This window comes from Synechococcus sp. CBW1002 (genome assembly GCF_015840915.1).
GTDB lineage: Bacteria > Cyanobacteriota > Cyanobacteriia > PCC-6307 > Cyanobiaceae > CBW1002.
In genome coordinates this window covers 3620096-3643234 of record NZ_CP060398.1, presented here as the reverse complement: position 1 = coordinate 3643234, position 23139 = coordinate 3620096, and the positions used below count along the sequence as shown (strand labels likewise).

Below are 23139 nucleotides of genomic sequence, written 5' to 3'. Positions count from 1 at the left end.
TAGGCCTCGCCTGAGCTCCTCCCCAGCAAGACTCAGGCGTCCAGCCCCAGACGCAGAGTCGAGCAGAACCGGCCGGCAGCAGCGGCGACATCCTCTCCGGCGGCATGGGCTTCGGCCATCACCTTGACCAGAGCGCTGCCCACGATGGCTCCGTTGGCGCCCCAGTCACGCACCTGGCGGGCCTGCTCAGGTCCGGAGATGCCGAAGCCCACGGCCACGGGGGTGCCGTCGCTGGTCTTGAGCTGCTGCACCAGGCTGCCGACGCGGCTCTGCAGGCTGGTCCGCACCCCCGTCACGCCGGTGACACTGACCAGATAGGTGAACCCTCGGCTGGCGGCATGGATGCGGGCCATCCTGTCGGCTGGAGTGGTGGGGGCCACCAGCAGCACCAGGTCGAGCCCTTCGGCGGCGGCGATCGGCGAGAGCTTTTCGGCTTCCTCCAGAGGCAGATCGGGAACCACCAGGCCGGCGGCACCGGCGCTGGCGGCCTCCTTGCAGAAGGTCTCCATGCCCCGGTTGAGCAGGGGATTGCTGTAGGTGAACAACACCACCGGCGTGCTGAGCGCACCGCGCAGACCATCCAGCAGCTCCAGCACTGATGCCGGCGTGGTTCCGGCCCGCAGGGCGCGGCTGGCGGCGGCCTGAATCACCGGGCCATCGGCCAGGGGATCGCTGTAGGGGATTCCCAGCTCAATCAGATCGGCGCCGTTCTCCTGAAGTGTCAGCAGCGTCGCAGCGGTGGTGGCCAGATCGGGATCGCCGGCCATCAGGAACGGCATCAGGGCGCAGCGTCCCTGCTCAGCGAGGGAGGCGAACCGCTGGTCGATGGCCGTAGCAGCGCTGCAGGCGGAAGGTGTCGCGGCAGAGGGGCTCATCAGCCGATCCGAAGGGGCGTCGGAAGCGAGCCTATGGGGTCACATGTCGGCGTCGGCCTGGAGCTGGCCCACCTCAGCCAGGAGCTTCTCTTGCTCCTCGGGGCTGAGGGAATCGAATTTGGCCTGCAGCTGCTCGATCGTGTGGGCGTCGTAGGCCTCGCGGTAGGTGCGACGCTGCTCCATATAGGTCATTTTTCCAGTCACCACCCGCAGCAGGTAGGTGGCTGTCCAGCCCACCACCACCAGCACCAGCAGCACCGAAGAGGCGATGCCGGCACTGAAGCCCTCGTAACCAGTGGCGGTGAAAATGCCATAGCCAATCCCGCCAAGCCCGAAGACCAGCAGACCCAGCAGGATCGCCTGAGCGCGGCTCATGAGCCCGCGTCTCCCTGGCCTGCCATGCGCAGGTTGATGAAGGGAGAGAACAGGATCAGGCCGGGGAAAAAGAGAAACACCAGGCCGTAGACGCCGAAGCGCTCAATCTTGCCCATCACATACCAGCGCTTCACCATCCACCAGTAGAGGGCCAGGGGCACCACCACCAGGTAGGCACCCGCGAGGGCAACAAACGCTCCAAGCCCGAGCAGGTTGTCTGCCGTGAGGAAGCCGGGCATGACCAATCGGAGCACCACTGCGGCGAATTTAGGATGGCTGCGCCGGGGGCATGGCGGAATCGGTAGACGCAGCGGACTTAAAATCCGCAGGTGGCGACACTGTGGGGGTTCAAGTCCCCCTGCCCCCATCGTTGAAAAAGCTTGTCGCAACTGGATTCTGGCAAGGCGCTGATGGTCGAAGCGGTTTTGGGGCTAGGCACGATTTAGGCACGAAAAAGCCCAAAAAGGGTCAAACTAGGCACGGTTTTAGGCACGGTCGCCATGCCCTCCAAGGACCCGTATCTGACCCGTGTCAACCGGGCCCTCAGGGACTTGGGCTGCGCGGTGGCGATTGAGGTCGCTCCCTCCGGCAAGCGCCTGCGGCTCAGAAGCACGATGCCGCTGCCCGACGGCTCCTGGAAGCAGCAGCGCATCAGCACCCCGATTACCTACCCCGCGGGGTTGGAGCAAGCCCGCAAGCTGGCCGAGGAGCTCGGCCGGGATATCGAGCTCCACCGCATGGGGCTGGACCCCTTCCCCTTTGAGCGGTGGTTCGATGACTCCCAGAAAAGTGGAGGCGGGAAGAAGGGTGGGGAGGCCGAAGACGGGATCAGCGGCGTTCAGGCGATCCGCCGCACCGAGCAATGGTGGATCCAGCAGCGAAGGCGTGGGGTGAGTGCCCCGGTCTCCTGGGCCACCGACTACGCCTCGCCCCTCAAGCCACTGCTGTCTCTGGAGAAGATCGATCTGAAGGTGCTGACCGCTTTGGTCGAGAGCAAGGAGGTGGGGAGCCGCAACCGGCGTCGGGCTTCAATCGCCACCGTGGCAGTGGCCCGTGCGATCGATCTGGGCCCGGAAGCCGTCCAAAAGCTCAAGGATCTCGGCAAGGGGTACACCCCACAGAAGGATGCGGCCCCGCGTGAGCTGCCCACGGATGCGGTGATTCTTGAGGTGATTGATGCGTTGCCCGCCGATTGGCAGTGGGTTGCCGGTGTGTGCGCCACCTATGGCACTCGCCCCCATGAGGCACTGATGAAGGCTCAGGTCCAGCCCAATGGCCTCGTGGCGATTGAGGGAGGAAAAACCGGAGCCCGCCAGGGGCTGCCACTCCCGAAAGCCTGGATCGATCGCTGGTCGCTTGAACGCAGGCGCCTGCCCGGCATCAACCTCGATCGGGACCACCGCACGGTGGGAGCACAGCTGGGTGTGGCGCTGCGGCGGTTCGGGGCACCCTTTCAGGCCTATGACCTGCGCCATGCCTGGGCGGTGCGGGCGATTCACAACCCGCAGATCAGCCCGTCCCTGGCGGCCAAGAGCCTCGGGCATTCCCTGATGGTTCACACCACGCTCTACCAGCGCTGGTTTGACAGCGCCTCGATGGCCTCACTTGTTGCGCAGATGTGAGGCGAAGCCCTCCACATCCACGTACAGCGTCCTGCGCTTGCCGGTGTCGCCGGTGGTGGCGCTCACGAACTGAGGAGGGATGCGACCGCGGTCGATGGCCATGCGCAGGGCACGGGTGCTTGGGAAATGCAGGGCCATGGCGGCTTCGGACAGGGGCAGCCAGGGGCTGCTGCTGAGCCTGGGCTTCAGCTCCAGCTTCGCTTGGATCACATTCAGCTGAGCACAGATGAGATTGAGTTGCTGCTTGATGTCATCCGCAGCTGTCAGAGATGGGCTCATGGCAGTTGGATTCTCGCAACACCATTTGAGCCCCTGGGTTCAGCGATTAAGCGCTGCTGAACCGTGCAGACCGTGCAGATGTCCAGGACTTGCACGGTCTGCACGGTTCCAGGGCATCCAGGCAGGCCGTGCAGGAGGTCAAATAAAAAGGCCGCAGCGAAGTTCGCCGCGGCCCTGAGTTCTTGCTGAACTGATTATGGCGTCTCCGGAGATTGCTGCGACTGCTATCTGCTGGGCTGTTCAACAACAAAGTGGTGCGTCCTGGGGCTCCTCCGATCAGGAGGTTCGCCCATGACCCCCTGCAACTACACAGCACTGAGGGAAGCGGTCGGCTATCTGTCCCGGCTGGGGCTCAGCCTGCAGACGGTGATTCCAGTGGCGCTTCCTGCCGAGTCCTACCCGGTGGCCAAGCAGAACAGCACAACCGGTCAAAGGGAGGTTCAGCGTGACAACAACGGGCAGCTTCTCCCTGCATTTGACGGCAAGAACCCGAGTTTCTGGCTGGCTGATGGCGAGCCGAGATTGACAAGTCAGAGCCAGCCGGCTGATGAGTCTGAGGTGTTGAAACGGCTTGATGTCGCCGAGCGACTGGGACAGCCGATCGAACTCGTCATCATCCCGTCCACGGATGTGGTGGACATCGATTCTGATCGCAAGAATTATCCAAGCAAGGAGGCTCTGGATCAGGACTGGATGCCTCTGCTGGATTTCTGCCCGGAGCTCACGCAGACCCGCGTTGAGCGCACCCCCGGCGCGGGGTCGGGGCGGGGTCCGCTCACCCGTTTCAGCCGTCGCAACCCCTGCCCGGTCTGCGGTCGCGTCAAGGATGCGAAGTGCTCCACCAACGCCAACGGCCTGGTGCTCTGCTGGCGCGGGACCACCCACCAGCCGCCGAGCTGGGCAGACCGCAAGGGCAGCCACGGCCCCGGTCACGACGGGCAGATCTGGGCATATTTGGGTGATTCCGCCGGCTGGGGCCAGTTCCGGCTGGATCGCCCCCTGGAGCCCCGCAAGTCGATCAGGCCCAAGGCCACACGGGCATGGACCTACTGCGACCGCGATGGCACCCCGCTGATCACCGTCAAGCGCAACGACGACGGCAGCGGAAAACGGAAGATCTATCAACAGGCCCTGGTGGCCGGCAAGGCCCCCCGCGATCTGCAGGCCCTGGTCATGCCTTACGGCTACCGCGAGGCCCTGGAGGCCCTGGAAGCCGGCGCTGAGGCGGTGTTCTGGGTCGAGGGTGAGCCGTGCGTCGATGCGCTGCGGTCGCTGGGTCTGCCGGCAGTGACCAGCATCGGCGGCGCTGGCAAGTTCAACCCCGCCCGCGATGGCGGTTTGTTCCCGCCCGATCGGCTGGTGATCGTCCCAGATCGTGACCGCAAGGGGATCGAACATGCCCGCCAGATTGCTGTCGCCCATCCCGGCGCCCGGTGGTTGTTGTGCTGGCCCGATCAGCCGCACCTAATGGAACGGCTCATGCCCTGCCACCGGTGGCCTTGATGTAGCCGACTGGATCGCAGAAGGCGCCACCGCTGAGCAACTGCTGGCCGCCATTACGACCGATCCGCCGGGGCTGGAGGCTGCCGCTGCGCCGCCGGATGGAGAGCAGCTTGACGATGGTCGCCCCATCGATCTGCAAGGCGCTGATGCGCTCTATGCCGAAGCTCAGGGCCGGCTGGCATCCGTCGCGCGGACGTTGTTCCGTTACGACGCTGCTGCCGGTTACTGGCAGCGGGAGGGTGATGACATCTACGAAACCCGTGCTCAGGGGCTGCTGCGCCGGGTTTGCAAGATGGCCGCCAACAAGGGCCCCACCTACCCCTACGGGTCGATCCGCCATGTGCGCGACACCGTGGCGTCCCTCAAGGTGCTAGCCGGCCAGGGGCCCCTCAGCAGCGCGACACCACCGCCCGTGGTGGTGTTCCGCAATGGCACCTACAACCTGGCCACCGGGACGCTTGAGCCCCACGATCCCGACCACGGCGCCACCTATGGGATCGCCGCTGATTACAAGGCCGGCGCAGCCTGCCCGCCCGAGCTGCGGCGGCTGCTCACCACCTGCTACCCCGAAGGTGCCGGGTCGATCGTCCGGGCGCTGATCCGCTGGCTGATCGACCCATCAATCCCCTACGGGCAGGCCTTCCACCTGCTCGGCCATACCGGCACCGGGAAAGGCACCCTGCTGGCCTTCCTGCTGGGTCTGCTGCCAACTGATCTGCAGTCCTCCCTAGGAGTTTGTCGCCCATACCGCCCGGCCAGGCGAGTGCAGCGAACACTGCGTCCGCAGACCGGATCTATCCGGTGCCGCAGGCTTCTCGTCCTGTTGACCATCGCGATGGTGCTGATTCGTCTCTGACCAACTTGGCCAGACAGGGGCATTCCCCTTCAGCCTGTCGCTGCCGCCAGCCCCGGCTGCTGTGATCGTCTGTAGCGGAAAAGCTTGAGCAGGTTGTGTGTCGCAGCGATCAGGTGCCATTCGCCGTCGACCTTCTGCAGGCCTCGCAGCAGGAAGCGCCGCAGGCCTCTGGCTTCCTTGATCTGACCGTTCACCGGTTCCACGATCGCTTTGCGCTGGGCGTAGATCTTTGACCCCTTCTTGCTTCTGAGCTTGCGGGCCATCCGGGTTTTCTCATCGGCATCTTTGGGCAGCGGTCCGCGTTTCGGCGGTGGTGGCTTGCCATGGGGCAGGCGGCCGGTGGCGATGTAGGCGTCGATGCCCTGATCAGCGCAGGCCTTGGCGTTGGCCTCGCTCCAGTAGCCCGCGTCCATCGTCATCACATCCGGCAGCGCACCAGCGCTGTCAACGATGCGCCCCAGCATGGGAGTCAGGTGCTCGACATCTGGGGGCTGGTTGCTCACACCCACCGCCACGATCACCTGGTGGTCGCTGTCGACCGCCAACTGGCAGTTGTAGCCCTGCAGATAGGAGCCGCCTGACTGCATCAGATGGCTCTCGGGGTCAGTGAAATTGCGCTGGGTCTTCTTGGTTGGTGTGCCGTCGGCCTTCCTGGCCAGGCCACGCCTGGGCATCGCATCAGCCGCAAGCGGCTGCAGATCCGGCGGCTCCAGTCCGGCGTTTTCGGCGGTCTCGATGGCCTGCTCCCTCGCCGCTTTGGCTTTGGCAGCTGCTGCCTCAGCTTTTCTGGTCAGCTCGGCCTGTTCCGTTGCTGGTGCATCGGCCTCGCGCGCAGCCGCCGCTTTGGCGCTGGCTTTCTCTGCTTCCTCCCATCGCTGCCGTGCAGCGGCAGCAGCGGTTTCCGCTTCCATCTCCTTGCGTGCCTGGCGGATCCTGGCCAGGCGGCTCTGCTTGTGCCGCAACGCATCGGGCAGATCACTGCCGCGTTTGTCCTTGCCGTACCGGCGATCCTCCTGGGCATCCAGGATTTCGGCCTTGCGCACCAAGGCGTTGATCTCTTTCTCCAGTTCCTTCTCAGCCCTGAGCATCCGCTGGTGGCTCATGGCCATTGATGATTTCGGGACCCCACCAGCGCGGGCCTGACCCTGCTCATGGCGGACCTTCTCCAGTTTGGGGTGGTGTCTTTCACAAGACCTGTCGGTCCGTGCGGTGGGGCAACCAGCCGGGAAGTCCCGTGACCTCATAGGAGTCCGACGTTCCCGTCCCGTCAATGGCCTGTCCGTCTGCCCGGTTGGTTGCACCCCCTCCCGTCCCCAGCAGTCATGAGCGCAGCGACAGCACATGCCCCCGAGATCAGCACTGGCCACGATGTGGTGGTCGGCATTGACACCCACAAACTCACGCACATGGCGGTGGCCCTGGGCGCCAATGGCGGCTGGCTGGGCAGCCTCAAGCTGGATGCCAAACGCAGTGGCTACCAGGAGCTGATCCGCTGGGCCGCAGCATTCGGCTCCAACCCGGTATTCGCCGTGGAGGGAACCGGTTGCTACGGCGCCGGGCTCTGCCGCGCCCTGCAGGCCGCAGGGATGGCAGTGGTAGAAGTGAACCGGCCGGATCGCTCCACGCGGCGGCGCATCGGTAAGGACGACACCATCGATGCGGAGGCCGCAGCACGGGCCTGTATCGCCGGAACGGCCAGCGTCATCCCCAAGGCGGGCGACGCTTTGGTGGAGATGATCCGCATGCTCAAGGTGGCCAAGGATTCGGCCACCGCGAACCGCACCGCAGCCCTCAATCAGCTGCACGCCATCGTGGTGACGGCGCCGGCAGCGTTGCGGGAACGGCTGCAGCGGCTCAAGAGAAAGGAGCTGCTCGAAAGCTGCACAGGCCTGCGTTCTGGCGAGATCACCACCCCTCAGGCGGCCGCCAAGATGACCCTGCGCATCCTGGCGCGCCGCATCCAGCAGCTGGATGAGGAGCTCAAGGAAACCGTCACGCAGCTGGATCGACTGACCATGCAGCTGTGCCCCGAGCTGCGGAACACCTACGGCGTGGGTGTGGACATCAGTGCCACCCTCGTTGTGGCAGTTGGCGACAACCAGGAACGGATGAAATCCGAGGCGTCATTCGCTGCCCTCTGTGGCGTCAATCCACTGCCCGCCAGTTCGGGCAAGGTGGTGCGGCACCGGCTGAACCGCAGCGGCAACCGCCAGGCCAACTGCGCCCTGCACCGCATCGTGATCTGCCGGCTGCAGCGGCATCAGCAGACCCGGGAGTACGTCGAACGACGCACGGCAGAAGGACGCTCGATGAAGGAGATCATCCGCTGCCTCAAGCGGTTCGTCGCCCGCGAGGTGTTCGGCATCCTGCGCGGCGGTCCCGCCGTTCGCACCGCAACGGCCTGATCGCCAGCAGGATTGCTCCAGTAGCCCAGGCTCCTGGCAGATCCGTTGCCTGCCGTGGGGCGGCAGGCAACGGATCTGCCAGAACGAGAGCCGGCCGGTGGTTCACTCCTCCACGGGGATCAGCACGTCGAGCACCTCGGACAGCAACGCCTGGCCAGGCTTCTCCGGCACGACCAGCACGACGGCTTTGGCCTCGCTCACGTCGCTGTCGTCGGCCATGGCCTCGCCATCGGCCTCCCAGGTCTCCAGTGCCGCATCCAGCCAGCGGGCCTTTGTCTCCAGGAAGGCGATGGCATCGTCGGGGCTCCAGCGGGCATCGTTGCCGCGACAGGGATAGCGCTGCAGGAGCTCGAGGATGCCGATCTCCTGCAGCTCCGGAGTGGCGGAGGGATCGCGCACGAGCACGGTGTCGGGATCGGTGGCGTTGTCGATCAGCTTCTGGTTGTCGCTGCGATCGTCGCCATCCTCCAGCTCCTGCCAATCCAAGAGATTCAGCGCCCTCTCCTGCACGGCCTGCACATCGACCACAGGAACCTGCCGTGCGGCGCTCCCTTGGCTGGGATCGTCGGCCAGGTGCAGCAAGCCATCAGCCGCTCTGCAGATCTGCTGCAGCGACAGCGATGAACCCAGGGCGGCCATCACACACTCAGCCAGCTCATCGAGGGAGAGATCAGGACCGTCCTCTGCCCTACGGACCTGGTCGATGGCCTCCCACAGCAGCAGCTCGCTGGAGGTGGTGACGGGTTCCACGGCGTGGCCAGCGCTGGTTCACGGCCATCGTGGCTGAGCTGGTCAGCACTGCCACCTCGATGGCGCTCAGCCGGAGCGTCCGGGGGCTTGACAGTCCATAGGAGTGTCTTGTGTTTGGAGGCACTGGCCTGCACCTTGGTGCCATCGAGGGCTACATGGCCCAGGCTCACCATCCCGGCCTTCTGGCACAGCCGCAGGATCTGAATGAACAGGCCTTTGAGGGCATCAAGGTTGCGGCGCCGGAATTCACTGATACGGCTGTGATCAGGTTGCTGATTACCGGTCAGCACGCGGAACGCAAGATCCTCGTAGCAGGCACGCTCGATCTTGCGGGAGGAGACGGTGCCCACGCAGTAGGCGTAGAGCAGCAACAGCGTCATCATTCGCGGATCAAACCCTTTCTCCCCGCGAGGATCCTTGCTTTGGGCAGGGATGAGGATGGCCGAGAGATCCAGCTCATCGACCAGATCCAGCAGGAAATAAACCTGGTGATCATCCGAGAGCCACTCCCTGGGCGACGGTGGCAACAGGGTGATCTGCTCAGGCTGCCAGGGGCGGAAGGTTTTGGACTTGGCCATGCCCCATTCTATCGAGCAGATCCATTGCAGTCACTGGGATCTGGGCAGATTCAGGGGCGTCTGTGGAGAGTGCGGGCGGTGATCTATGCGCGACAGGCTCCTAGTGTGCCGTCCCGGAGATCTGCGAGCAAAGTCGCTGGAGCTTCTCCAGGATTGAATCCGCTGTGGCCGTCCAGTTGAACGGCGCCTTGGTCTTGTTGTAGGCCGCCACGAATTGCTCGATCTTGGAGATCAACTCCTTGACGCTGGAGAAGCTGCCGCGTCGGATCGCCCGCTGGGTGATGATCCCAAACCAACGCTCCACCTGGTTGATCCAGGAGGCGTAGGTCGGTGTGTAGTGCACGTGGAAGCGGGGCCGCTGCGCCAGCCAGGCCCTCACCTTGGCGTGCTTGTGGGTGCAGTAGTTGTCGACGATCAAGTGGACATCAAGCTCCTCGGGGACCGACTTCTCGATCTGGCGCAGGAACCCCAGGAACTCCTGATGCCTATGGCGGGGCTTGCATTGGGTGATCACCTCGCCTGTTGCCACATCCAGAGCAGCGAACAGCGTGGTGGTGCCGTGGCGGATGTAGTCGTGGGTGACGCCCTCCACGTAACCCAGGCCCATGGGCAACAGCGGCTGGGTGCGGTCCAGTGCCTGGATCTGCGTCTTCTCGTCGACGCAGAGCACCATCGCCTTATCCGGAGGGTTCAGGTACAGGCCGACGATGTCGCGGACCTTCTCCACAAAGAACGGGTCGGTGGAGAGCTTGAACGACTTCTGCCGGTGGGGCTGGACCGAGAAAGTCTGCAGCCAGCGGTGAACGGTGGTTTTGGAGATGCCGGTGGCAGCCGCGAGGGAGCGCGCAGACCACTGGGTGCTGCCATCGGTGGGCTTGGTCTGCAGTGCCCGGTTGATCACCTCCGCCACCGTGTCGTCCTCGTAGGTGCGAGGCCTACCCGGCCGCAGCTCGTCATGCAGGCCCTCCAGGCCCAGCTCCCGGTACCGCTTGCGCCACTTGCCAACGGTCATCCCCGTCAGCCCCATCCGTTTGGCGATGGCGGTGTTGGTCTCGCCGGCACCGCAGGCCAGCACGATCTGAGCGCGCTGCACGATCGAATGCGGCAACGACCGGGAATTTGCAAGGGCCCGCAACTGCTGAACCTCGTCCTCGCTGAGGACCAGCGGAGGCATCGGACGACCAAGCGCCACAAGGCACCTCGGGTGACACTCTCGATTCTAGCTGTTATTTCCGGGACGGCATACTAGGGCATCCGTCCGAACTGGCGGGGCCCGAAAAGCTCTACCAGTACGCGATCGGGCGGCGCTTGCTGGTGTTCCCCGATTGCCCGGTCACCGTGGCGCGTGGTGCTACCTGCAACCTGTTCTACGAACTGGTCGAAAACCAGCCGCAGACCACCCGCCGGCTGAATGGTCCCGAAGGCGAAAAGCCACGGCGGATGTTTGCGCGCTGCATCCTGGCCAGCGTGGTCCCGTTGCAGTTCAGGGATGGCCGCGAAGGTTTCCAACGGCGCGTGCTCACTCTGGAAACCCTGCCCCGTCACGGCGACCCGGACCCCTCCTTGAAGGCAGCGCTGGAAGGTGACACGCCAAGGCATCACGCGATCCGCGCTGAGGCTGCCAGTTGGGCCCTGTCAATGCCGCTGGCTGAGGTGCTGGAGGTGCTGGCCAGGAATGACCCGGAGGGGCTGCTACGGGCCGCTGCAGCAGCTGTCGCAGCCACGTCAGACACCGTTAGCCAGTGGGCCGATGCCTGCCTGATGCCGAGCCCCCTGGGGCCCGATACCGAAGTGAGGCAGCAGGACTGGCTGGATTTGTATGAGTCCTACATGGGCTGGTGTCGCTACAGCAACGTCCCCACCGGGATGCAGCGAACCAACTTCATCAGCCAGCTGCGGCGCACCCTTGGCCCTGCCCGTTGCCTGGAGCGCCACCGCGAGAGCACCGACGAGGCCCGCGCCGCTGGCCGCACCCAGGCCGAGAGGTTGAACCTGCCGCGGTTTGATGCCGGGTTCACGTTGAGGCCGGGGCTCTGGCTGCCCCATGCCCTGGAGTTCAAACGCGACGTGTTCAACCCGCGCGGCATGAGTGACGGCGGGCTGGAGGCCATCGCAGCACTGCCCGCCGCCCGCCGCCCGGAGGTGCAGCCATGAGGGCCCTGCTCAGGACCTGCTCAGGACCTGCTCAGGGCCTGCTCAGGGCCTGAGCAGGGCTGTCCAAACGGCAAAACGGCTTGTGCTGCAACGGGTCTGGCCCTGTCCGGCCAATTCTGCTCAGGGCTGTTTGTATCTCCCTCCCTATAGGAAAAACCATGTGCATCACTGCGCTGTGTAGGCGAAGGTCAAAAACAGCCCTGAGCAAAGTGCCCAACACCCCCAGACCCACTGCGCCGCAAGCGGTCTGGGGGAAAAGCCAGCCCTGAGCAAAACGGGGGACAGCCCTGAGCAGCCCTGAGCAAAACCGCCAGTGACGAAAAAAACCGCCGCCAACCCCCGGCCCGCCGCTGCGCCGGCCCCAAGCCAGTAGCACCCCTAACCCTTCGATCGAGACCCTGATGACCACTGAGACCGTGATGGACACCATTTGCAAGCGCTACACCGACGGCGAGGCCTTCGCTGCGCTGAGCCCTGATCCGCGCCAACTGCAGACCGTCGTACCTGCCCACCTGCCCGCCTGGCTCTACTGGGCTGACCTGATCGAGGCCGATGACACGGGCGAAACCTTCGTGTGGATAGACGACTGCCTGCCCGTGCTGGCCTTCGCCACCTTCGTTAGTGATGACGGTTACGAGCTGATCTGCGGCGGTGCCGTGCTGATCCCCGACCCGAATGTTGGCCCCAGGTGGGTCCGCGTCATCAGCCACTCACGGCAACACGCGAAGAACCCCGCCTCCTGCTTCGCTCTCAAGCTGGTAGTAGGGGAACGCCCGGAGCTGGGAGGCAAGCACGCCCCGCACTGGATCCAGGAGTGCGCCACCTACTTCTCTGAGGCGAGCAGCGGTGTCTGCGCGGGACCGTGGCACGCCTGACCGCCCGCCATCGCCTACGGGGCCGCCTGATGGACCAGTCACCACCGCCACCTCAGGGGCCCCTGAAGCTGACGCTCCGGCAATGGCGACAGCGCCTGGACTGCGGCCCGCCGGGCACTGTTGCCGGTTTCGTGCATCACCTCCCGCCGGCCACCATCGCCGCCGAATATCGCCGTCTATATAACAAATAGCCAGAGAAAGTGCGAAATACGATTATCTATATCCTTGTGGAATCGCATTTTGTTTGCCATGCGTATTACCACGCCTCCCAGAAGAAGACACTGAACCACCACCGTTAACTCCACCCCATACCAAACCCCGCAATGAACACCCACGATGAGATGATCAACGCCCTGAAGGCACGCGCCGCTAAGGGTGCAAGATGGGCCGATATTGACCGCAAACAATATGTTCACACTGCCAACACCTATGAGGCATTAGCTAAACGTGGCTGCTGGACTATCTGGGAGCTGCAGCCACTGGCCAGTACAGATACAGAGTCAGTCAGTCGCCCATGGTGGCGCAGACTGGCGGGGATAGTATCACGATGATGATCACACTGCCTGCTCTGGTGATGAGTTGCCGCCCTGTTGATGATGGCGTGGATACAGCAAGCGCTGTTGCCGGTCGTTATTCCCATGGCCCAAAGAAAGAGCGGGTCCTTTATACCACCCCCTATAGGTGCGACGCCGCGAGGCCCCGGGAAACGGCCAGCCTCAGATTTTCAAGCATAGCTAGACCCCGCACATAGCACCATTGTATTATGTCTACGTTCTACCCCAGAAGCCAGTGATACCAGTGCTTTTGGCCGAGTCACCCCGGAAACTTTCGCCGCATTTGCATCAGCAGCACCCCGCCGGTCAGGCACTGCCCGACTGAAAACGGCGCCGGTAGAGTGCTGGCATGGCACACACTCTCTCGATTACTGACTATTGCTCCTATCGCCGGGAGCGTGGCCTTGCTTGCGCCTATACGACGGTGAAGCAAGCTCTTTCACAAGGCAAAATCCGCCAGGGTGTAAAGAGACATGGACAGCGAGTGCTAATCGACCCGGAGATTGCCGACCGCGAATGGGCCGCATCGGTGCTCAGCCATCAGGGGCGGCAGGTGAATATCAGCGGCGACCCGGTGGTGGCGGATGTCGACTGGGCCCCTAGGGCAGTGTCGCAAGCAAGGAAGGAAGCAGCGCTAGCAGAAATGGCGGAACTAGAACTACAAGAAAGGCGCGGAAGCTTGGTGCCTATTGATGAAGTAGAAGAGCTATGGTTCGTCGCGTGTCGGCAGATGCGTGACGCGATGGAATCAATTCCGGCAAGGATCCTGGGGCGAATCTCTGGAATCATGGGAGTCATCGACCCGGTTCAACAATCCAAGCTGAATGAGGTGCTGGAAGGTGAGATTAGATCTGCCCTGGAAGGGTTATCCCGTAGCATGAAGGTATCGGAATAGCCAGCCCGGCGCGGTTTCTGCTACTTCCGTCAGGAGGTATTGCTTCCGGCGCCCCCCGGCGCGGGGGGCATCCCACTGCCGACGGCTGCCAGGAGGTTCTGCTTCCCCCGGCAGCCGCCGGCGGAAGCAGCCCGCTGCCACGGCGGCAGGTGCCGTGTGCGTGGGGGGGGTTCCCGATTCCGGGAGCCTGGGCTCCGGCGGCCCGGCCCGCTGGGCGCCGATGGAACTGTCCCGGTAAGCTGTCCCAACGGGGACGGCGCTCCATGAGGACCACTTACGGGGACACCATGGATCGGCTTCCTACAGGAGAGCTGCCGGGCGACACCGCGCAGCAACTCGCCAATCACTGGGACTACATCGACCGCCAGGGGCAGAAGCTCCGCGAATGGCGGCAGCGCAACCCGCAACCCGAGTACGGCGACCCCGCCGCACAGCAGTGGTGGTCGGATCTCAACGCCATGGAGAAACGCCTCGGGCTGCCCCCCGACTACTCGCACGATCGCCTGCGAACGAGCGGTGGCAGGGCTGCTCGCAGCGGTAGCAGTGCCCTGTGCATCGACCTGGGGCGCCAGACCTGCGAGCACCTGCAGCTGCCTGACGGATTGAATCGCCTCAGCCGTTGCCGCGCCTGCGATGGGCTGTTCCTCACCACGCGACTGTTCGGCGGCAGGCAGCAATGCAGCGCCGCCTGTGATGCGGTCGCGGTCGATCAGATCGCCGAACGCAAGCGGCAGCAGCGGCGGCAACGATCGACCGAACTGGCCAGCCGCACGGGACGCTGCCGAGTCTGCGGTGAGCTGTTTCAGGTGAAACGCAAGACCGCCCGCACCTGCAGCGAACGGTGCAAGAAACAGGCGCAGCGTCACCCAGAGCGGTATGCCATCACCGGCCCGCCGACGCACCTGGAGCCGGAGGACTGTGAGCTCAGCCTCGATCGCCTACTGGAGATCGCCACCACCTGCCATGAGGCCAGTCGGGCGGCGCTTGGGTTCTCCCTGACCGAGCACCCCAGCGAACGCGACTGCTACCGCCACGACGGTGGGGCGATACCCCTGGAGCAATACGTTGAAGCCCTGCAGCAAACATGGGTGACGGCTAGTGGCAGCCCAGACCGTGGGGAGGTGGAAGCCGAACAGAGCCGCGCCGCCGCAATGCTGCGCGATCTGCAGCTGTTCAAGGATGCGCCTGCGGTCTGGCTGGCGGGACAATCACCCGGAACGGTGATCGACCCTCACCCAATTGGATGATGCCGCTGGCAATCGCCGCTACGGGGCGACAGCCACAGCCCAACCCGAGACGACCCGGCACCATGTCCGATACGTCCCTGGCCGTCCCAGACGGCATGAGGTTCAGCGATTGGTGGGAGTCCCGAGCCGTCCCAGGGCTGATTCAAAGTCTCACCATGGGTTCGGGGATGGCTGGCCCGCGGCCATCACGCCAGCACCATTGCCCCGGTAGCGGTGGGCATCTTCATGGAGCTGGGTGTCACGGATCCAGTGCCAGCACTCAATGCTCCAGCGGTCTCGCACCAGTTGCAGCAGGGATTCTGGGGTTGTGCGCAGGCTGGTGAGAAACAGATGCGTGGCATGAAAGGGCTTGCCGTCACGGGTTCAGGTGGCCACCACCTCGACGATCCAGCTGGTGCCGATCCAGGACTGAGCGATGTGCTCTGGGGCCGCCTTGGCACGCAGACTCCAGGTGATCTGTCGGCTGTGGCTGATCTCGTGATCCGTCGCCAAGAAAGGGATCTTGCGCTTGCCCTGGAACTGGCTGCAGATCTGGCGATGAGCAGCGTCCCGTGGAGTGGTGTAACTCAGGAGGAGCAGCCCCTGCGTAGCCGGGGCTGAGCGAGCACACCTCAGACGCCTGGCGTTGCAAGGGGTGGGCAGGCCCGTTTCCCTGGTTCGAGAACCACCTCAACCAGACGAACCATGTCGAGTCACCCCGGGGAACTTCCCCCCGAGGTGCTCACAGAACCGTACGTGACACTCTCGCGTCATACGGCTCCCATCATCCACATGCCACTTCACTGACTCGACGCCAGTGCGCGAACAGATCACGATGTCCAGACCTGATCCTGGCAAGTACTCGCCAGCTTTGGAGCCGACGACCCCGCAGCCTTTTGTACTTCTGCCGTAACCAGGCTGCAATTCTGTCATCCAGGTAGCGATACAACTTCCTGATCAGTTCTGTCCTATAGAAACGACCGTAGTACTGAATCCAGCCACGAATCACTGGATTCAGCACTTTAGCGATCTCCTCAAGCGACAGATACACGAGCGATGGAAGCCCTATCGACCTAATCCTCTCCCGCATACGCTGGAGAGCCTGCGGACTCACTGCCGGCAAAAAGCCTGTGTAGATGACTCCGCGAGAATTGCGAGACACACGTGGCCGAAACGCGAAACCAAGAAACGTGAACGTGACATCAGCAAGCGGTGCCCGGCGGTTGCTATCCCTGCAGTAGACCACCTGGGTCTTCTGGGGATGAAGCTGGAGGCCACAGGACGCAAAGCGATCCTGCAATGCCTCCAGCAACCGCCGAGCTTCCTTCTCGCTGTGGCAATGACAGATCACATCATCTGCATAGCGCTCAAAGGCAATGGCCGGGTGGCTCCGGCGCATCCACACATCAAACGCATAGTGCAGGAACAGATTGGCCAGCAGTGGACTGATGACACCACCTTGCGGTGTGCCCCGGTCCCTGGGATGGAGCGTGCCATCCGGCAACAGAACCGGTGCCTGCAGCCATCGTTGCAGGTAGAGCACCACCCAGCGCTCGGAGGTATGGGCCTTGATCGCGCGCATCAACAGGTCGTGATCGATAGCATCGAAAAACCCCTTGATGTCGAGATCGAGAACCCAGTTGGACCTCCAGCAGCGCTGACGGCAGACCTCTACTGCCTGATGCGCTGACTTGCCCGGTCTGTAGCCGTAGGAATCCTGATCAAAGATCAGCTCCAGCTCTGGCTCCAGCACCTGCTTGACCACCATCTGTGCGATGCGATCAGCAACCGTCGGGATACCCAGCGGCCTGACGCCTCCACCGGATTTGGGAATCTCCACACGCCGAACTGGTGGCGGAAGATAACTTCCTGATGCCATCCGATTCCAGAGTTTGTAGAGATTATTCTCCAGATCCTTGTTGAAGTCGTCCAGGCTTTGGCCATCCACACCGGCCGCCTGTCCGTTCCGTTTCACCTGTTGATAGGCCTTCCAGACCATCACCTTGGTAATCGGTAGCGGCTTGTCTGTTGTCATCCCATTCCTCCTGCCGTAGGCAGTTGATGGGAGACTCCAAACGGGATGATGCAACCCCTTGGCTCCGAGTCCGTTACAGACCCATCATCGCTACTACGGGTTGCTCCGCCCCTGCCACAGACATCGGTATTGACCCTCATGGTGGTGACCACTTGGGATGTTCCCTTGGCATTCCATGGCAGGTTCTCACGTTCCGCATCAGGGCCTGCGATGAGCTCGTGCCGTCTATACGCCGGCTGCCGTGTGGTCCATAGACAGGCTCTGTCCACAGTATCCGTTCAGGGGCCGTGACGCAGCCGCGCAGCATTCACCGCCCTTGATCGCTGATCACCAAGCGACCACAGACACCACGATCGATGACGGCCGGCTCAGGGATTCGGCAACAGCGATGGCATCTCACCGCCGCGATGATGGGCGATCAAGGCCTGCTCCAGGAACTGCCAGATATCACGGCCCTGTTGCCGCAGGCTGGTGGTGACCGTGAGCAACCTGCTGCGGCAGATTGCACCCTGGCGGGATTGGACGCCATGGCTGATCTTGCGCTGAATCACCGAATGGCGCAGGGCACGCTCGGCTGCGTTGTTGGTGGGCTCGATCCCTTCAATCTCCAGGAAGGTCCAGAGGCCATCGCTCACTTGCAGCAACTGATGGCAGGTACGCACCGTCTTGGCCCACGGCGTTCGCTCGCCGCGCTGGCAGCCCAGCTCCACAACCCGCTGCAGCGTGCCCACAAACGCCTGGCGGATCGGCCGACAGCCCTGCTGCAACGTGGACCAGTCGATCGTTCCGTCTTTGTAGCGGTGCCACTGGGCAAACAGCTGCTGCTGCAGGCCCAGCAGCTCCGCTCCAATCTCACCGCTGGCGCCCTGACGGTCAGCGATGGCAGTGAGATCGCGGATCACGTGCGCCCAGCACAGCTGGCGCTGCTCCAGCGGGAGATGGTTGTAGGCGGAGAAGCGATCGCTCACCACAATTCCGCCAAAGGCATTCCCGAGCAGGTCGATCGCGGCGGCAGCCGAGCGGCTCAGGCTCTGCAAGAACACTGTCACCCCCATGGCGGTCACCATGACCCACTCCCAGCCGCGCCGGCCATCGGGGTTGCCCCCATCGGCATTACCGGTGGGGGCACCGGTTTCATCGACATAGACCACCGACTGCTGACGGGCAAACGCAAGGGCCTCCTGCATGGGCTGCTCCAGTGCTGCACTCAAGCGCTGGCGGATAGTGGCCATCGCTCCCCGGCTGATCTGTACCCCCAGCAGCTGATCCAGCAGCGCCTGGGTCTTGCTGAAACTCAACGGGAAGGCACTACCCAGCAGACCCACCAGAGCACTGAGCCGGGGACCGTAATGGCTTACTTCCACCTCCGCCGGTAACGAGGCACAGGTGCTGGTGGAACAGCAGGGGCAGACCAGGCGGTGCAGCCGGTGCTCGATCACCAGAGGCGTGATCGGTGGAATCTCGATCACCTGGTGCCTCAAGGGCTCGGGATCCTGACCCTGTAGCAACGTGCCGCAGCGGCGGCAGGCCTGGGGGTGGTGCTCGACCACCTCATCCACCCGCTCGATCGGCAGCAGCTCCGGCCCAGATCCGGGATGGCCCGGCTGGCCGCCGCGCTTGCGGCCACTGCCCTTGCGTCGTTCGGGCGGCCTAAACCCCTGGCCATCACTGGAGGGAGGCTTGGAAGAATTGCGGGAGCTGCGGCCGATCCGCTCGCGCAGATGGGCCAGTTCGGTCGCCAGGGCGGTGAGCTGGACGCGGAGCTGCACCATCTCCTCCTGTTGAGCCAGAATGAACTCCCTGGCACCAGCTGGCCACGACAACCAGTCCACCTCGGAAATGCCAGCAGGAGGGGCGCCCATCTCAAGCAGTCTCTGCCTGAGATGCAAACGGGAATCAGGACGCCGTCAAGGGTTCAGCAGAGACGATGTTCGCCGCGTGCTGTCCCGACCCCTGAATGCTTACTGTCCACACTGATCCAGGAGATTTGGGCCGCCTCCCGTTTTGGCAGCGTCTGAAATAGATATCGGCGCGTCATCAACGGTTCGCTTGCGCTCACCTTCTCGTCGCACACCTGACGGATCCAGTCCGCCGTTTCCCCGTCGCTCACCACCACGTCTTTTGAACGCAGCAGCACGGGGTGGTTTGGTACCAGCCCCTGCAGGCCGATCCCGGGAGGCCACACTCCCATCCCCGATGCAGTTTCATCAGCCTTGGCTTTCACCTGCTGACTCGTGACACACGCCCAAGACCCATCGTGCCGCAGTTGACCTGGCGCCGCTACTGGATGGCAGCAGTGCCGGCGAGCTGATCCCGGAGCTGGCCCGCCACGGCCTGCAGCAGCTGATCGAGCTGGAGGTTGCCGCCGTTCTGGGTGCCGACCGCCATGAGCGCAGCGAGGAACGGCTCGGCTACCGCAACGGCTACCGGCCCCGCAGCCTCACCACCCAGGTGGGCGACATCGACCTGCTGATCCCCAAACTGCGGGCCGGCAGCTTCCTGCCCTCGATCCTTGAGCCCCGCCGCCGGGTGGATCAGGCCCTCTATGCCGTGATCATGGAGGCCTACATCGGCGGCGTCTCCACCCGCAAGGTCGATGCCCTGGTGGGGGCCCTGGGATCGCAGAGCGGCATCTCCAAATCCCAGGTCAGTCGCATCTGCCAGGAGATCGACCAGCAGGTGCAGGCGTTCCTGAGCCGGCCCCTGCAGGAGTCCGGCTACGCCTACGTCTACCTGGATGCCACCTACCTCAAGGGCAGGCTGGGCAAGGCCCTGCAGGTCTGCTCACGGGCTGTCGTCGTCGCCATGGGGGTGAACGCGGACGGCCGCCGGGAGTTGCTGGGTCTCAAGGTGACAGGCAGCGAAACCGAGGGCTTCTGGAGCGAGTTCATTGCCTCGATCTAGCCGAAGGCTTCTGCGAAGCAGTAGGAGCGCGGCCTCACTGGCGTCAAGCTGGTGATCAGCGACGCCCACGTGGGCCTCACCAAGGCCATCAGGCGCCAGCTGCAGGGCTGTGTGTGGCAGCGCTGCCGCGTCCACTTCGCCCGCAACCTTCTCCAGCGCGTCCCCAAAGCCCACCAGGGCATGGTCACCGCCGCCCTGCGCTCGGTGTTCGCTCAGGAGGATGCCGGAGAGATCCTCAGCCGCTGGGATGACCTGGCCGCCTCGCTGGCGGAGAGCTTCCCCAAGGCCACCGAGCTCATGAACGAGGCCAGAGAGGACGTGCTGGCCTTCCGTCACTTCCCGCAGCCTCACTGGAAGAAGGTCTGGAGCACCAACCTGCTGGAGCGGGTCAACGAGGAGATCAAGCGCCGCACCAGGGTGGTCGGCATCTTCCCTAACGACGCGTCGATCACCCGCCTGGTGGGCGCGGTATTGCTGGAGCAGCACGAGCACTGGCAGCTGGAGGGACGCCGCATGTTCTCAGCCGAGAGCATGGCCGCCATCCCGGAGCTGGAGGATCTGCCGGCCCTGCTCAGCGCCGCCGCCGCAGAGGTGCAAGACGCAGGCCCCAGGTGATTGAGGTGGCAGCGCCCCCACAGGGCGCAGCGGCCTCAATCGCCGCCCGGGGGCCGGCGCTGTAACCCCTGGGCTGCATAGAAGACCCCTGCCGCTCACAACACAGCCGCGATCAGACGAGAGACTTGACAAGTCAATCGCCTCATTTCATCGTGGAAAAACGAGGTGCATCTGCGCCTCAGGAATGACAGCCCGTCATTCCACCCTGTTCACCCTCTGAGTCAGGGCATTCGGGCCTCGGGTTTTACACCACGCAAAGGGACGCGGCCCAGCCAGTCAGGGCTGACCACGTTTCCCCAAACGTCGTCTTGATATCAGTCAAGACGATCTCAAGAGGGCTGAAATCTGTTTTTGTGGGAATCGACTCCGCTGCAAAGGTGTTCCAATCAGACCGTGCATCTCGTGGGGGAATGATTGGCAAGGGCAGTCTCGTTGAGGATTGCCAATGACAAGCTATCATCTTCATGATAGAATGAATTACACCCTGTGCCATTGGCTTTGGATCGACTTGATCAGCTACCGGCAGGGATGGTGGTGGTGAGCGGCGCCAGCCGTGGCATCGGTCGCGAGCTTGTGAATCTGTTGCTGAGCTCTGGATACGAGGTAGTCACACTATCGCGACAAGCTTGCACCCCTGCTGAGAATCTCACAGCACTGGCTGTGGACCTCAGCGATGAGGCAGGGCTGAGCAAGGCTATCGAGAGGCTGAAAGATGCCATCGATGGCCGGCCGGTGGCAGCTCTGGTGAATGGGGCTGGAGCTGTTGAGCCGTTAGGAGCTCTGATCCACCAGTCCGCGTCTGATCTGCTGCGAGCCCTGTGCCTGATGGCCGTGGCGCCGGCACAACTGGCCGCCGTGATCGCACCCCACATGCCATCAGGCGGTAGAATACTTAATATCTCGAGTCGATCAGCGCAGGCCACGTTTCCAGGCCTTGGCGCTTACTGCATAAGCAAGCACGCGTTGCATGCAGTTACCGAAAGTCTGCGGCATGATCTAAGACCAGAACTTGAGGTGGCTGAATTGATTCCCGGTGAGGTGGATACCGGCATGCAAGCCAGCCTGCGTGAACCGGATCCTGCGGATTTCCCTCTCGCGTCGTTCTTCCGGGGCAATCGCGCCAATCTGATACCTGCTGATCTGGCGGCTCGGTTCTGCCACTGGGTGCTCACCCAGACCACAACAGAGACGTTCAACCGTTCTGAACCCTGGTTCATCTACGACCGAGCGCATCAGCCTTTCTGGCTGGCTGAGGGAGCCGACTTTCCCTACACAGCGCCGTAAACAAAGGAGCGACCGACGCGTGACGGAGAAGAGGCCGCGGTTCCTTCCAGCCGATCCAGGTTTCCGTCACCGTATGCACACGGTGAATCGGATCCTCCAGCGATGGCCACTGGTGGGTGCTTCCGGCTCCTGGTTAGAAGCGCACTTGATGGCAAGGGGCACATTGAGTATGGGCGAACAGCAGGTGCTGGGCACCTGCGTCAACGCCGAGGAGGTCTTCAGTCTGGTGAGTTCCAAGAGTCAGCGCTGCCTGTTGCTGATGGTGGATTCCATTGCGTCCGATCACGGTGAGGCCCTTGTGGCGCAGCTGCGGCAACTGCCCATGCCTCCGGCGATCGTGCTGTTGGTGGAGGATCTGCACTGGTTGCGGGCCAACTGCTATCCCGTGGATCAGGTCGACGCCGTGATCCATACCCATAGCTTCGGCAGCGGCGTTCTGATCAACGGACTCCTGGCGCTGAGTCGCGGCAGTCGTTATTTGGATCCAGCGATTCTGCCCATGCTCCAGGCCACCAGCAACCAGGTGATCCCGCGGCTAACGAGCCGTGAGCGCTGCACGCTGAGGGAATTAGCTCAGGGGCAGACCAATAGGCAGATCGCCGAGCAGATCGGATTGGCCGAATCGACCGTGCGCGATTATGTGGGATCTCTGATGGCCAAATTCCACGCCAGGAACCGTACTCAGGTGGTGCGCCGTGCGCTTGAGCTGGGCTTGTTGCAGCACGACACCGATTAGAAGTGATGGCTGCTGATCTGGCCACGCAGCCGCTGCTCTATGCACTGCTCTTGGCTGGCGGTGTGGGTCTGGGCCTGCCGATGGGTGCTGCGGTTGTGGCGGCGGGTGCGATGTTTGGTGGGGCGATCGGCCTGGTGGTGGTGGTGGCCGCTCAGGCGATCGGTCTTGCGATCAACTGGAACCTCTGCCGGCATTGGTGCAGAGCCTGGATCGTGCACCGCATCCAGAGAAAGCGCCGCAGGCAGTGGATGCTGAGCTTGGTGGATGCGCGCCTGTCGTGGCGCTCGGTGCTGCTGCTACGGCTGGCGCTGTTGCCAATGGCTCTGGTGAGCGCCTGTTGTGCCCTCTCTGCCACAGGATGGCGCGGCTACAGCCTGGCCTCCACGGTGTTGGTGTTGCGCTTTGCGGTGATGGTGCAGGCAGGAGCGCGAGGCGCAGAAGCGATCAGCGGGCAGCTTTCGATAGGGACAACAGTGCTGACCGGGCTCGCCATCGCGGCCACGGCAGCTCTGGCCTGGCTGAGCGGTGTTCAGCTGCGCAGAAGGCAGAAAACGGATGAGTTCTGAAAACCCCTACGAATGGGGGTAACGGGATGCGGTTCTGGCTGCGAAGATGAAA

The 23139-nt window shown here is 63.5% G+C and carries 24 protein-coding genes, 1 tRNA gene and 1 pseudogene; 14 read left to right on the top strand and 12 right to left on the bottom strand.

Annotated features, from left to right (window positions below; all coding sequences use genetic code 11):
• Window positions 1-32 precede the first annotated feature (32 nt).
• Genes trpA through H8F24_RS17835 form a run of 3 tightly spaced genes read right to left on the bottom strand, consistent with a single transcriptional unit; the run spans window position 33 to window position 1489 of the window.
• A complete protein-coding gene (gene trpA / locus H8F24_RS17845; protein ID WP_197170420.1) occupies window positions 33-875 on the bottom strand; it encodes a tryptophan synthase subunit alpha in 843 nt (280 codons plus the stop codon).
• Between the two features lie 39 nt (window positions 876-914).
• Window positions 915-1250 carry a DUF3007 family protein gene (locus H8F24_RS17840; protein ID WP_197156259.1) on the bottom strand — a complete coding sequence of 112 codons (336 nt, stop codon included), beginning with the start codon at window positions 1248-1250 and terminating at the stop codon, window positions 915-917.
• Window positions 1247-1489: an NAD(P)H-quinone oxidoreductase subunit L gene (locus H8F24_RS17835; protein WP_197156258.1), complete on the bottom strand. Its 243-nt coding sequence runs from the start codon at window positions 1487-1489 to the stop codon at window positions 1247-1249. Before H8F24_RS17835 ends, H8F24_RS17840 begins: the two co-directional genes overlap by 4 nt.
• A 44-nt stretch (window positions 1490-1533) precedes the next feature.
• On the opposite strand from H8F24_RS17835, the gene H8F24_RS17830 reads away from it, so the two are divergent.
• Both H8F24_RS17830 and H8F24_RS17825 read left to right on the top strand, forming a co-directional pair.
• A tRNA-Leu gene (locus tag H8F24_RS17830) sits at window positions 1534-1617 on the top strand.
• A gap of 133 nt (window positions 1618-1750) precedes the next feature.
• A complete protein-coding gene (locus H8F24_RS17825) occupies window positions 1751-2872 on the top strand; it encodes an integrase (RefSeq protein ID WP_197170419.1) in 1122 nt (373 codons plus the stop codon).
• Here the strand turns inward: H8F24_RS17825 and H8F24_RS17820 are convergent.
• A complete protein-coding gene (locus H8F24_RS17820; protein WP_197170418.1) occupies window positions 2852-3151 on the bottom strand; it encodes a hypothetical protein in 300 nt (99 codons plus the stop codon). The two genes, H8F24_RS17825 and H8F24_RS17820, sit on opposite strands and share 21 nt — an antisense overlap.
• Before the next feature lie 291 nt (window positions 3152-3442).
• Here H8F24_RS17820 and H8F24_RS17815 point away from each other — a divergent pair, with 291 nt between their 5' ends.
• Entirely contained in the window at window positions 3443-4654 is a 1212-nt protein-coding gene (locus tag H8F24_RS17815; protein ID WP_197170417.1) for a hypothetical protein, read from the top strand.
• Here the strand turns inward: H8F24_RS17815 and H8F24_RS17810 are convergent.
• Window positions 4629-4793 carry a hypothetical protein gene (locus H8F24_RS17810; protein ID WP_197170416.1) on the bottom strand — a complete coding sequence of 55 codons (165 nt, stop codon included), beginning with the start codon at window positions 4791-4793 and terminating at the stop codon, window positions 4629-4631. The two genes, H8F24_RS17815 and H8F24_RS17810, sit on opposite strands and share 26 nt — an antisense overlap.
• A gap of 57 nt (window positions 4794-4850) precedes the next feature.
• On the opposite strand from H8F24_RS17810, the gene H8F24_RS17805 reads away from it, so the two are divergent.
• Window positions 4851-5510: a DNA primase family protein gene (locus tag H8F24_RS17805; RefSeq protein ID WP_197170415.1), complete on the top strand. Its 660-nt coding sequence runs from the start codon at window positions 4851-4853 to the stop codon at window positions 5508-5510.
• Between the two features lie 29 nt (window positions 5511-5539).
• On the opposite strand, the gene H8F24_RS17800 is transcribed toward H8F24_RS17805, so the two are convergent.
• Window positions 5540-6811, bottom strand: coding sequence for a transposase (locus tag H8F24_RS17800; RefSeq protein WP_197170414.1), 1272 nt, complete (start codon window positions 6809-6811; stop codon window positions 5540-5542).
• 21 nt (window positions 6812-6832) lie between these two features.
• Between H8F24_RS17800 and H8F24_RS17795 the strand changes: the two genes are divergently transcribed.
• Window positions 6833-7915 (top strand): IS110 family transposase, encoded by a 1083-nt coding sequence (locus H8F24_RS17795; RefSeq protein ID WP_197169769.1) that lies wholly within the window; start codon window positions 6833-6835, stop codon window positions 7913-7915.
• 102 nt (window positions 7916-8017) lie between these two features.
• On the opposite strand, the gene H8F24_RS17790 is transcribed toward H8F24_RS17795, so the two are convergent.
• From H8F24_RS17790 to H8F24_RS17780, 3 genes are all read right to left on the bottom strand, one after another.
• Window positions 8018-8554, bottom strand: a complete 537-nt coding sequence (locus tag H8F24_RS17790) for a hypothetical protein (RefSeq protein ID WP_197169768.1) — start codon at window positions 8552-8554, stop codon at window positions 8018-8020.
• Entirely contained in the window at window positions 8554-9243 is a 690-nt protein-coding gene (locus H8F24_RS17785; protein ID WP_197170413.1) for a transposase, read from the bottom strand. Before H8F24_RS17785 ends, H8F24_RS17790 begins: the two co-directional genes overlap by 1 nt.
• Before the next feature lie 100 nt (window positions 9244-9343).
• Window positions 9344-10435 carry an IS630 family transposase gene (locus H8F24_RS17780; RefSeq protein ID WP_197169690.1) on the bottom strand — a complete coding sequence of 364 codons (1092 nt, stop codon included), beginning with the start codon at window positions 10433-10435 and terminating at the stop codon, window positions 9344-9346.
• 146 nt (window positions 10436-10581) lie between these two features.
• Here H8F24_RS17780 and H8F24_RS17775 point away from each other — a divergent pair, with 146 nt between their 5' ends.
• The 5 genes from H8F24_RS17775 (at window position 10582) to H8F24_RS17755 (ending at window position 15568) form a co-directional block, all read left to right on the top strand.
• Window positions 10582-11397, top strand: coding sequence for a hypothetical protein (locus H8F24_RS17775; RefSeq protein ID WP_197170412.1), 816 nt, complete (start codon window positions 10582-10584; stop codon window positions 11395-11397).
• A 401-nt stretch (window positions 11398-11798) separates the two neighbouring features.
• On the top strand, window positions 11799-12272 hold the full coding sequence (locus H8F24_RS17770) for a hypothetical protein (protein WP_197170411.1): 474 nt from the start codon (window positions 11799-11801) through the stop codon (window positions 12270-12272).
• Window positions 12273-13175: 903 nt separating this feature from the next.
• Window positions 13176-13721, top strand: coding sequence for a hypothetical protein (locus H8F24_RS17765; RefSeq protein ID WP_197170353.1), 546 nt, complete (start codon window positions 13176-13178; stop codon window positions 13719-13721).
• 263 nt (window positions 13722-13984) lie between these two features.
• Window positions 13985-14968, top strand: a complete 984-nt coding sequence (locus H8F24_RS17760; protein ID WP_197170354.1) for a hypothetical protein — start codon at window positions 13985-13987, stop codon at window positions 14966-14968.
• A gap of 225 nt (window positions 14969-15193) precedes the next feature.
• Window positions 15194-15568: a hypothetical protein gene (locus H8F24_RS17755; protein WP_197170410.1), complete on the top strand. Its 375-nt coding sequence runs from the start codon at window positions 15194-15196 to the stop codon at window positions 15566-15568.
• A gap of 163 nt (window positions 15569-15731) precedes the next feature.
• Here H8F24_RS17755 and ltrA read toward each other — a convergent pair whose 3' ends face one another.
• The 3 genes from ltrA to H8F24_RS17740 all read right to left on the bottom strand — a co-directional run bounded on the left by ltrA (window position 15732) and on the right by H8F24_RS17740 (window position 19206).
• Window positions 15732-16982, bottom strand: coding sequence for a group II intron reverse transcriptase/maturase (ltrA, locus tag H8F24_RS17750; protein ID WP_231597684.1), 1251 nt, complete (start codon window positions 16980-16982; stop codon window positions 15732-15734).
• A gap of 368 nt (window positions 16983-17350) precedes the next feature.
• Entirely contained in the window at window positions 17351-18844 is a 1494-nt protein-coding gene (locus tag H8F24_RS17745) for an IS66 family transposase (RefSeq protein ID WP_197154297.1), read from the bottom strand.
• A 53-nt stretch (window positions 18845-18897) separates the two neighbouring features.
• Window positions 18898-19206, bottom strand: coding sequence for a hypothetical protein (locus tag H8F24_RS17740; protein ID WP_197170409.1), 309 nt, complete (start codon window positions 19204-19206; stop codon window positions 18898-18900).
• 119 nt (window positions 19207-19325) lie between these two features.
• Between H8F24_RS17740 and H8F24_RS17735 the strand changes: the two are divergent.
• From H8F24_RS17735 to H8F24_RS17720, 4 genes and pseudogenes are all read left to right on the top strand, one after another.
• Window positions 19326-20501, top strand: a pseudogene (locus tag H8F24_RS17735) (IS256 family transposase).
• Window positions 20502-20999: 498 nt separating this feature from the next.
• Window positions 21000-21785: an SDR family oxidoreductase gene (locus tag H8F24_RS17730; protein WP_197170408.1), complete on the top strand. Its 786-nt coding sequence runs from the start codon at window positions 21000-21002 to the stop codon at window positions 21783-21785.
• Window positions 21786-21954: 169 nt separating this feature from the next.
• On the top strand, window positions 21955-22521 hold the full coding sequence (locus tag H8F24_RS17725) for a response regulator transcription factor (protein WP_197170407.1): 567 nt from the start codon (window positions 21955-21957) through the stop codon (window positions 22519-22521).
• A gap of 5 nt (window positions 22522-22526) precedes the next feature.
• Window positions 22527-23087 carry a VTT domain-containing protein gene (locus tag H8F24_RS17720; protein WP_197170406.1) on the top strand — a complete coding sequence of 187 codons (561 nt, stop codon included), beginning with the start codon at window positions 22527-22529 and terminating at the stop codon, window positions 23085-23087.
• Window positions 23088-23139 lie beyond the last annotated feature (52 nt).

What these genes read in the sequence shown, in the direction of transcription:
- trpA (WP_197170420.1), bottom strand. Translation starts at nt 875, where the DNA reads ATGAGCCCCTCTGCCGCGACACCTTCCGCCTGCAGCGCTGCTACGGCC.
- H8F24_RS17840 (WP_197156259.1), bottom strand. Translation starts at nt 1,250, where the DNA reads ATGAGCCGCGCTCAGGCGATCCTGCTGGGTCTGCTGGTCTTCGGGCTT.
- H8F24_RS17835 (WP_197156258.1), bottom strand. Translation starts at nt 1,489, where the DNA reads ATGCCCGGCTTCCTCACGGCAGACAACCTGCTCGGGCTTGGAGCGTTT.
- H8F24_RS17825 (WP_197170419.1), top strand. Translation starts at nt 1,751, where the DNA reads ATGCCCTCCAAGGACCCGTATCTGACCCGTGTCAACCGGGCCCTCAGG.
- H8F24_RS17820 (WP_197170418.1), bottom strand. Translation starts at nt 3,151, where the DNA reads ATGAGCCCATCTCTGACAGCTGCGGATGACATCAAGCAGCAACTCAAT.
- H8F24_RS17815 (WP_197170417.1), top strand. Translation starts at nt 3,443, where the DNA reads ATGACCCCCTGCAACTACACAGCACTGAGGGAAGCGGTCGGCTATCTG.
- H8F24_RS17795 (WP_197169769.1), top strand. Translation starts at nt 6,833, where the DNA reads ATGAGCGCAGCGACAGCACATGCCCCCGAGATCAGCACTGGCCACGAT.
- H8F24_RS17790 (WP_197169768.1), bottom strand. Translation starts at nt 8,554, where the DNA reads ATGGCCGCCCTGGGTTCATCGCTGTCGCTGCAGCAGATCTGCAGAGCG.
- H8F24_RS17785 (WP_197170413.1), bottom strand. Translation starts at nt 9,243, where the DNA reads ATGGCCAAGTCCAAAACCTTCCGCCCCTGGCAGCCTGAGCAGATCACC.
- H8F24_RS17770 (WP_197170411.1), top strand. Translation starts at nt 11,799, where the DNA reads ATGACCACTGAGACCGTGATGGACACCATTTGCAAGCGCTACACCGAC.
- H8F24_RS17765 (WP_197170353.1), top strand. Translation starts at nt 13,176, where the DNA reads ATGGCACACACTCTCTCGATTACTGACTATTGCTCCTATCGCCGGGAG.
- H8F24_RS17760 (WP_197170354.1), top strand. Translation starts at nt 13,985, where the DNA reads ATGAGGACCACTTACGGGGACACCATGGATCGGCTTCCTACAGGAGAG.
- H8F24_RS17755 (WP_197170410.1), top strand. Translation starts at nt 15,194, where the DNA reads ATGGAGCTGGGTGTCACGGATCCAGTGCCAGCACTCAATGCTCCAGCG.
- ltrA (WP_231597684.1), bottom strand. Translation starts at nt 16,982, where the DNA reads ATGACAACAGACAAGCCGCTACCGATTACCAAGGTGATGGTCTGGAAG.
- H8F24_RS17745 (WP_197154297.1), bottom strand. Translation starts at nt 18,844, where the DNA reads ATGGGCGCCCCTCCTGCTGGCATTTCCGAGGTGGACTGGTTGTCGTGG.
- H8F24_RS17725 (WP_197170407.1), top strand. Translation starts at nt 21,955, where the DNA reads ATGGGCGAACAGCAGGTGCTGGGCACCTGCGTCAACGCCGAGGAGGTC.
- H8F24_RS17720 (WP_197170406.1), top strand. Translation starts at nt 22,527, where the DNA reads ATGGCTGCTGATCTGGCCACGCAGCCGCTGCTCTATGCACTGCTCTTG.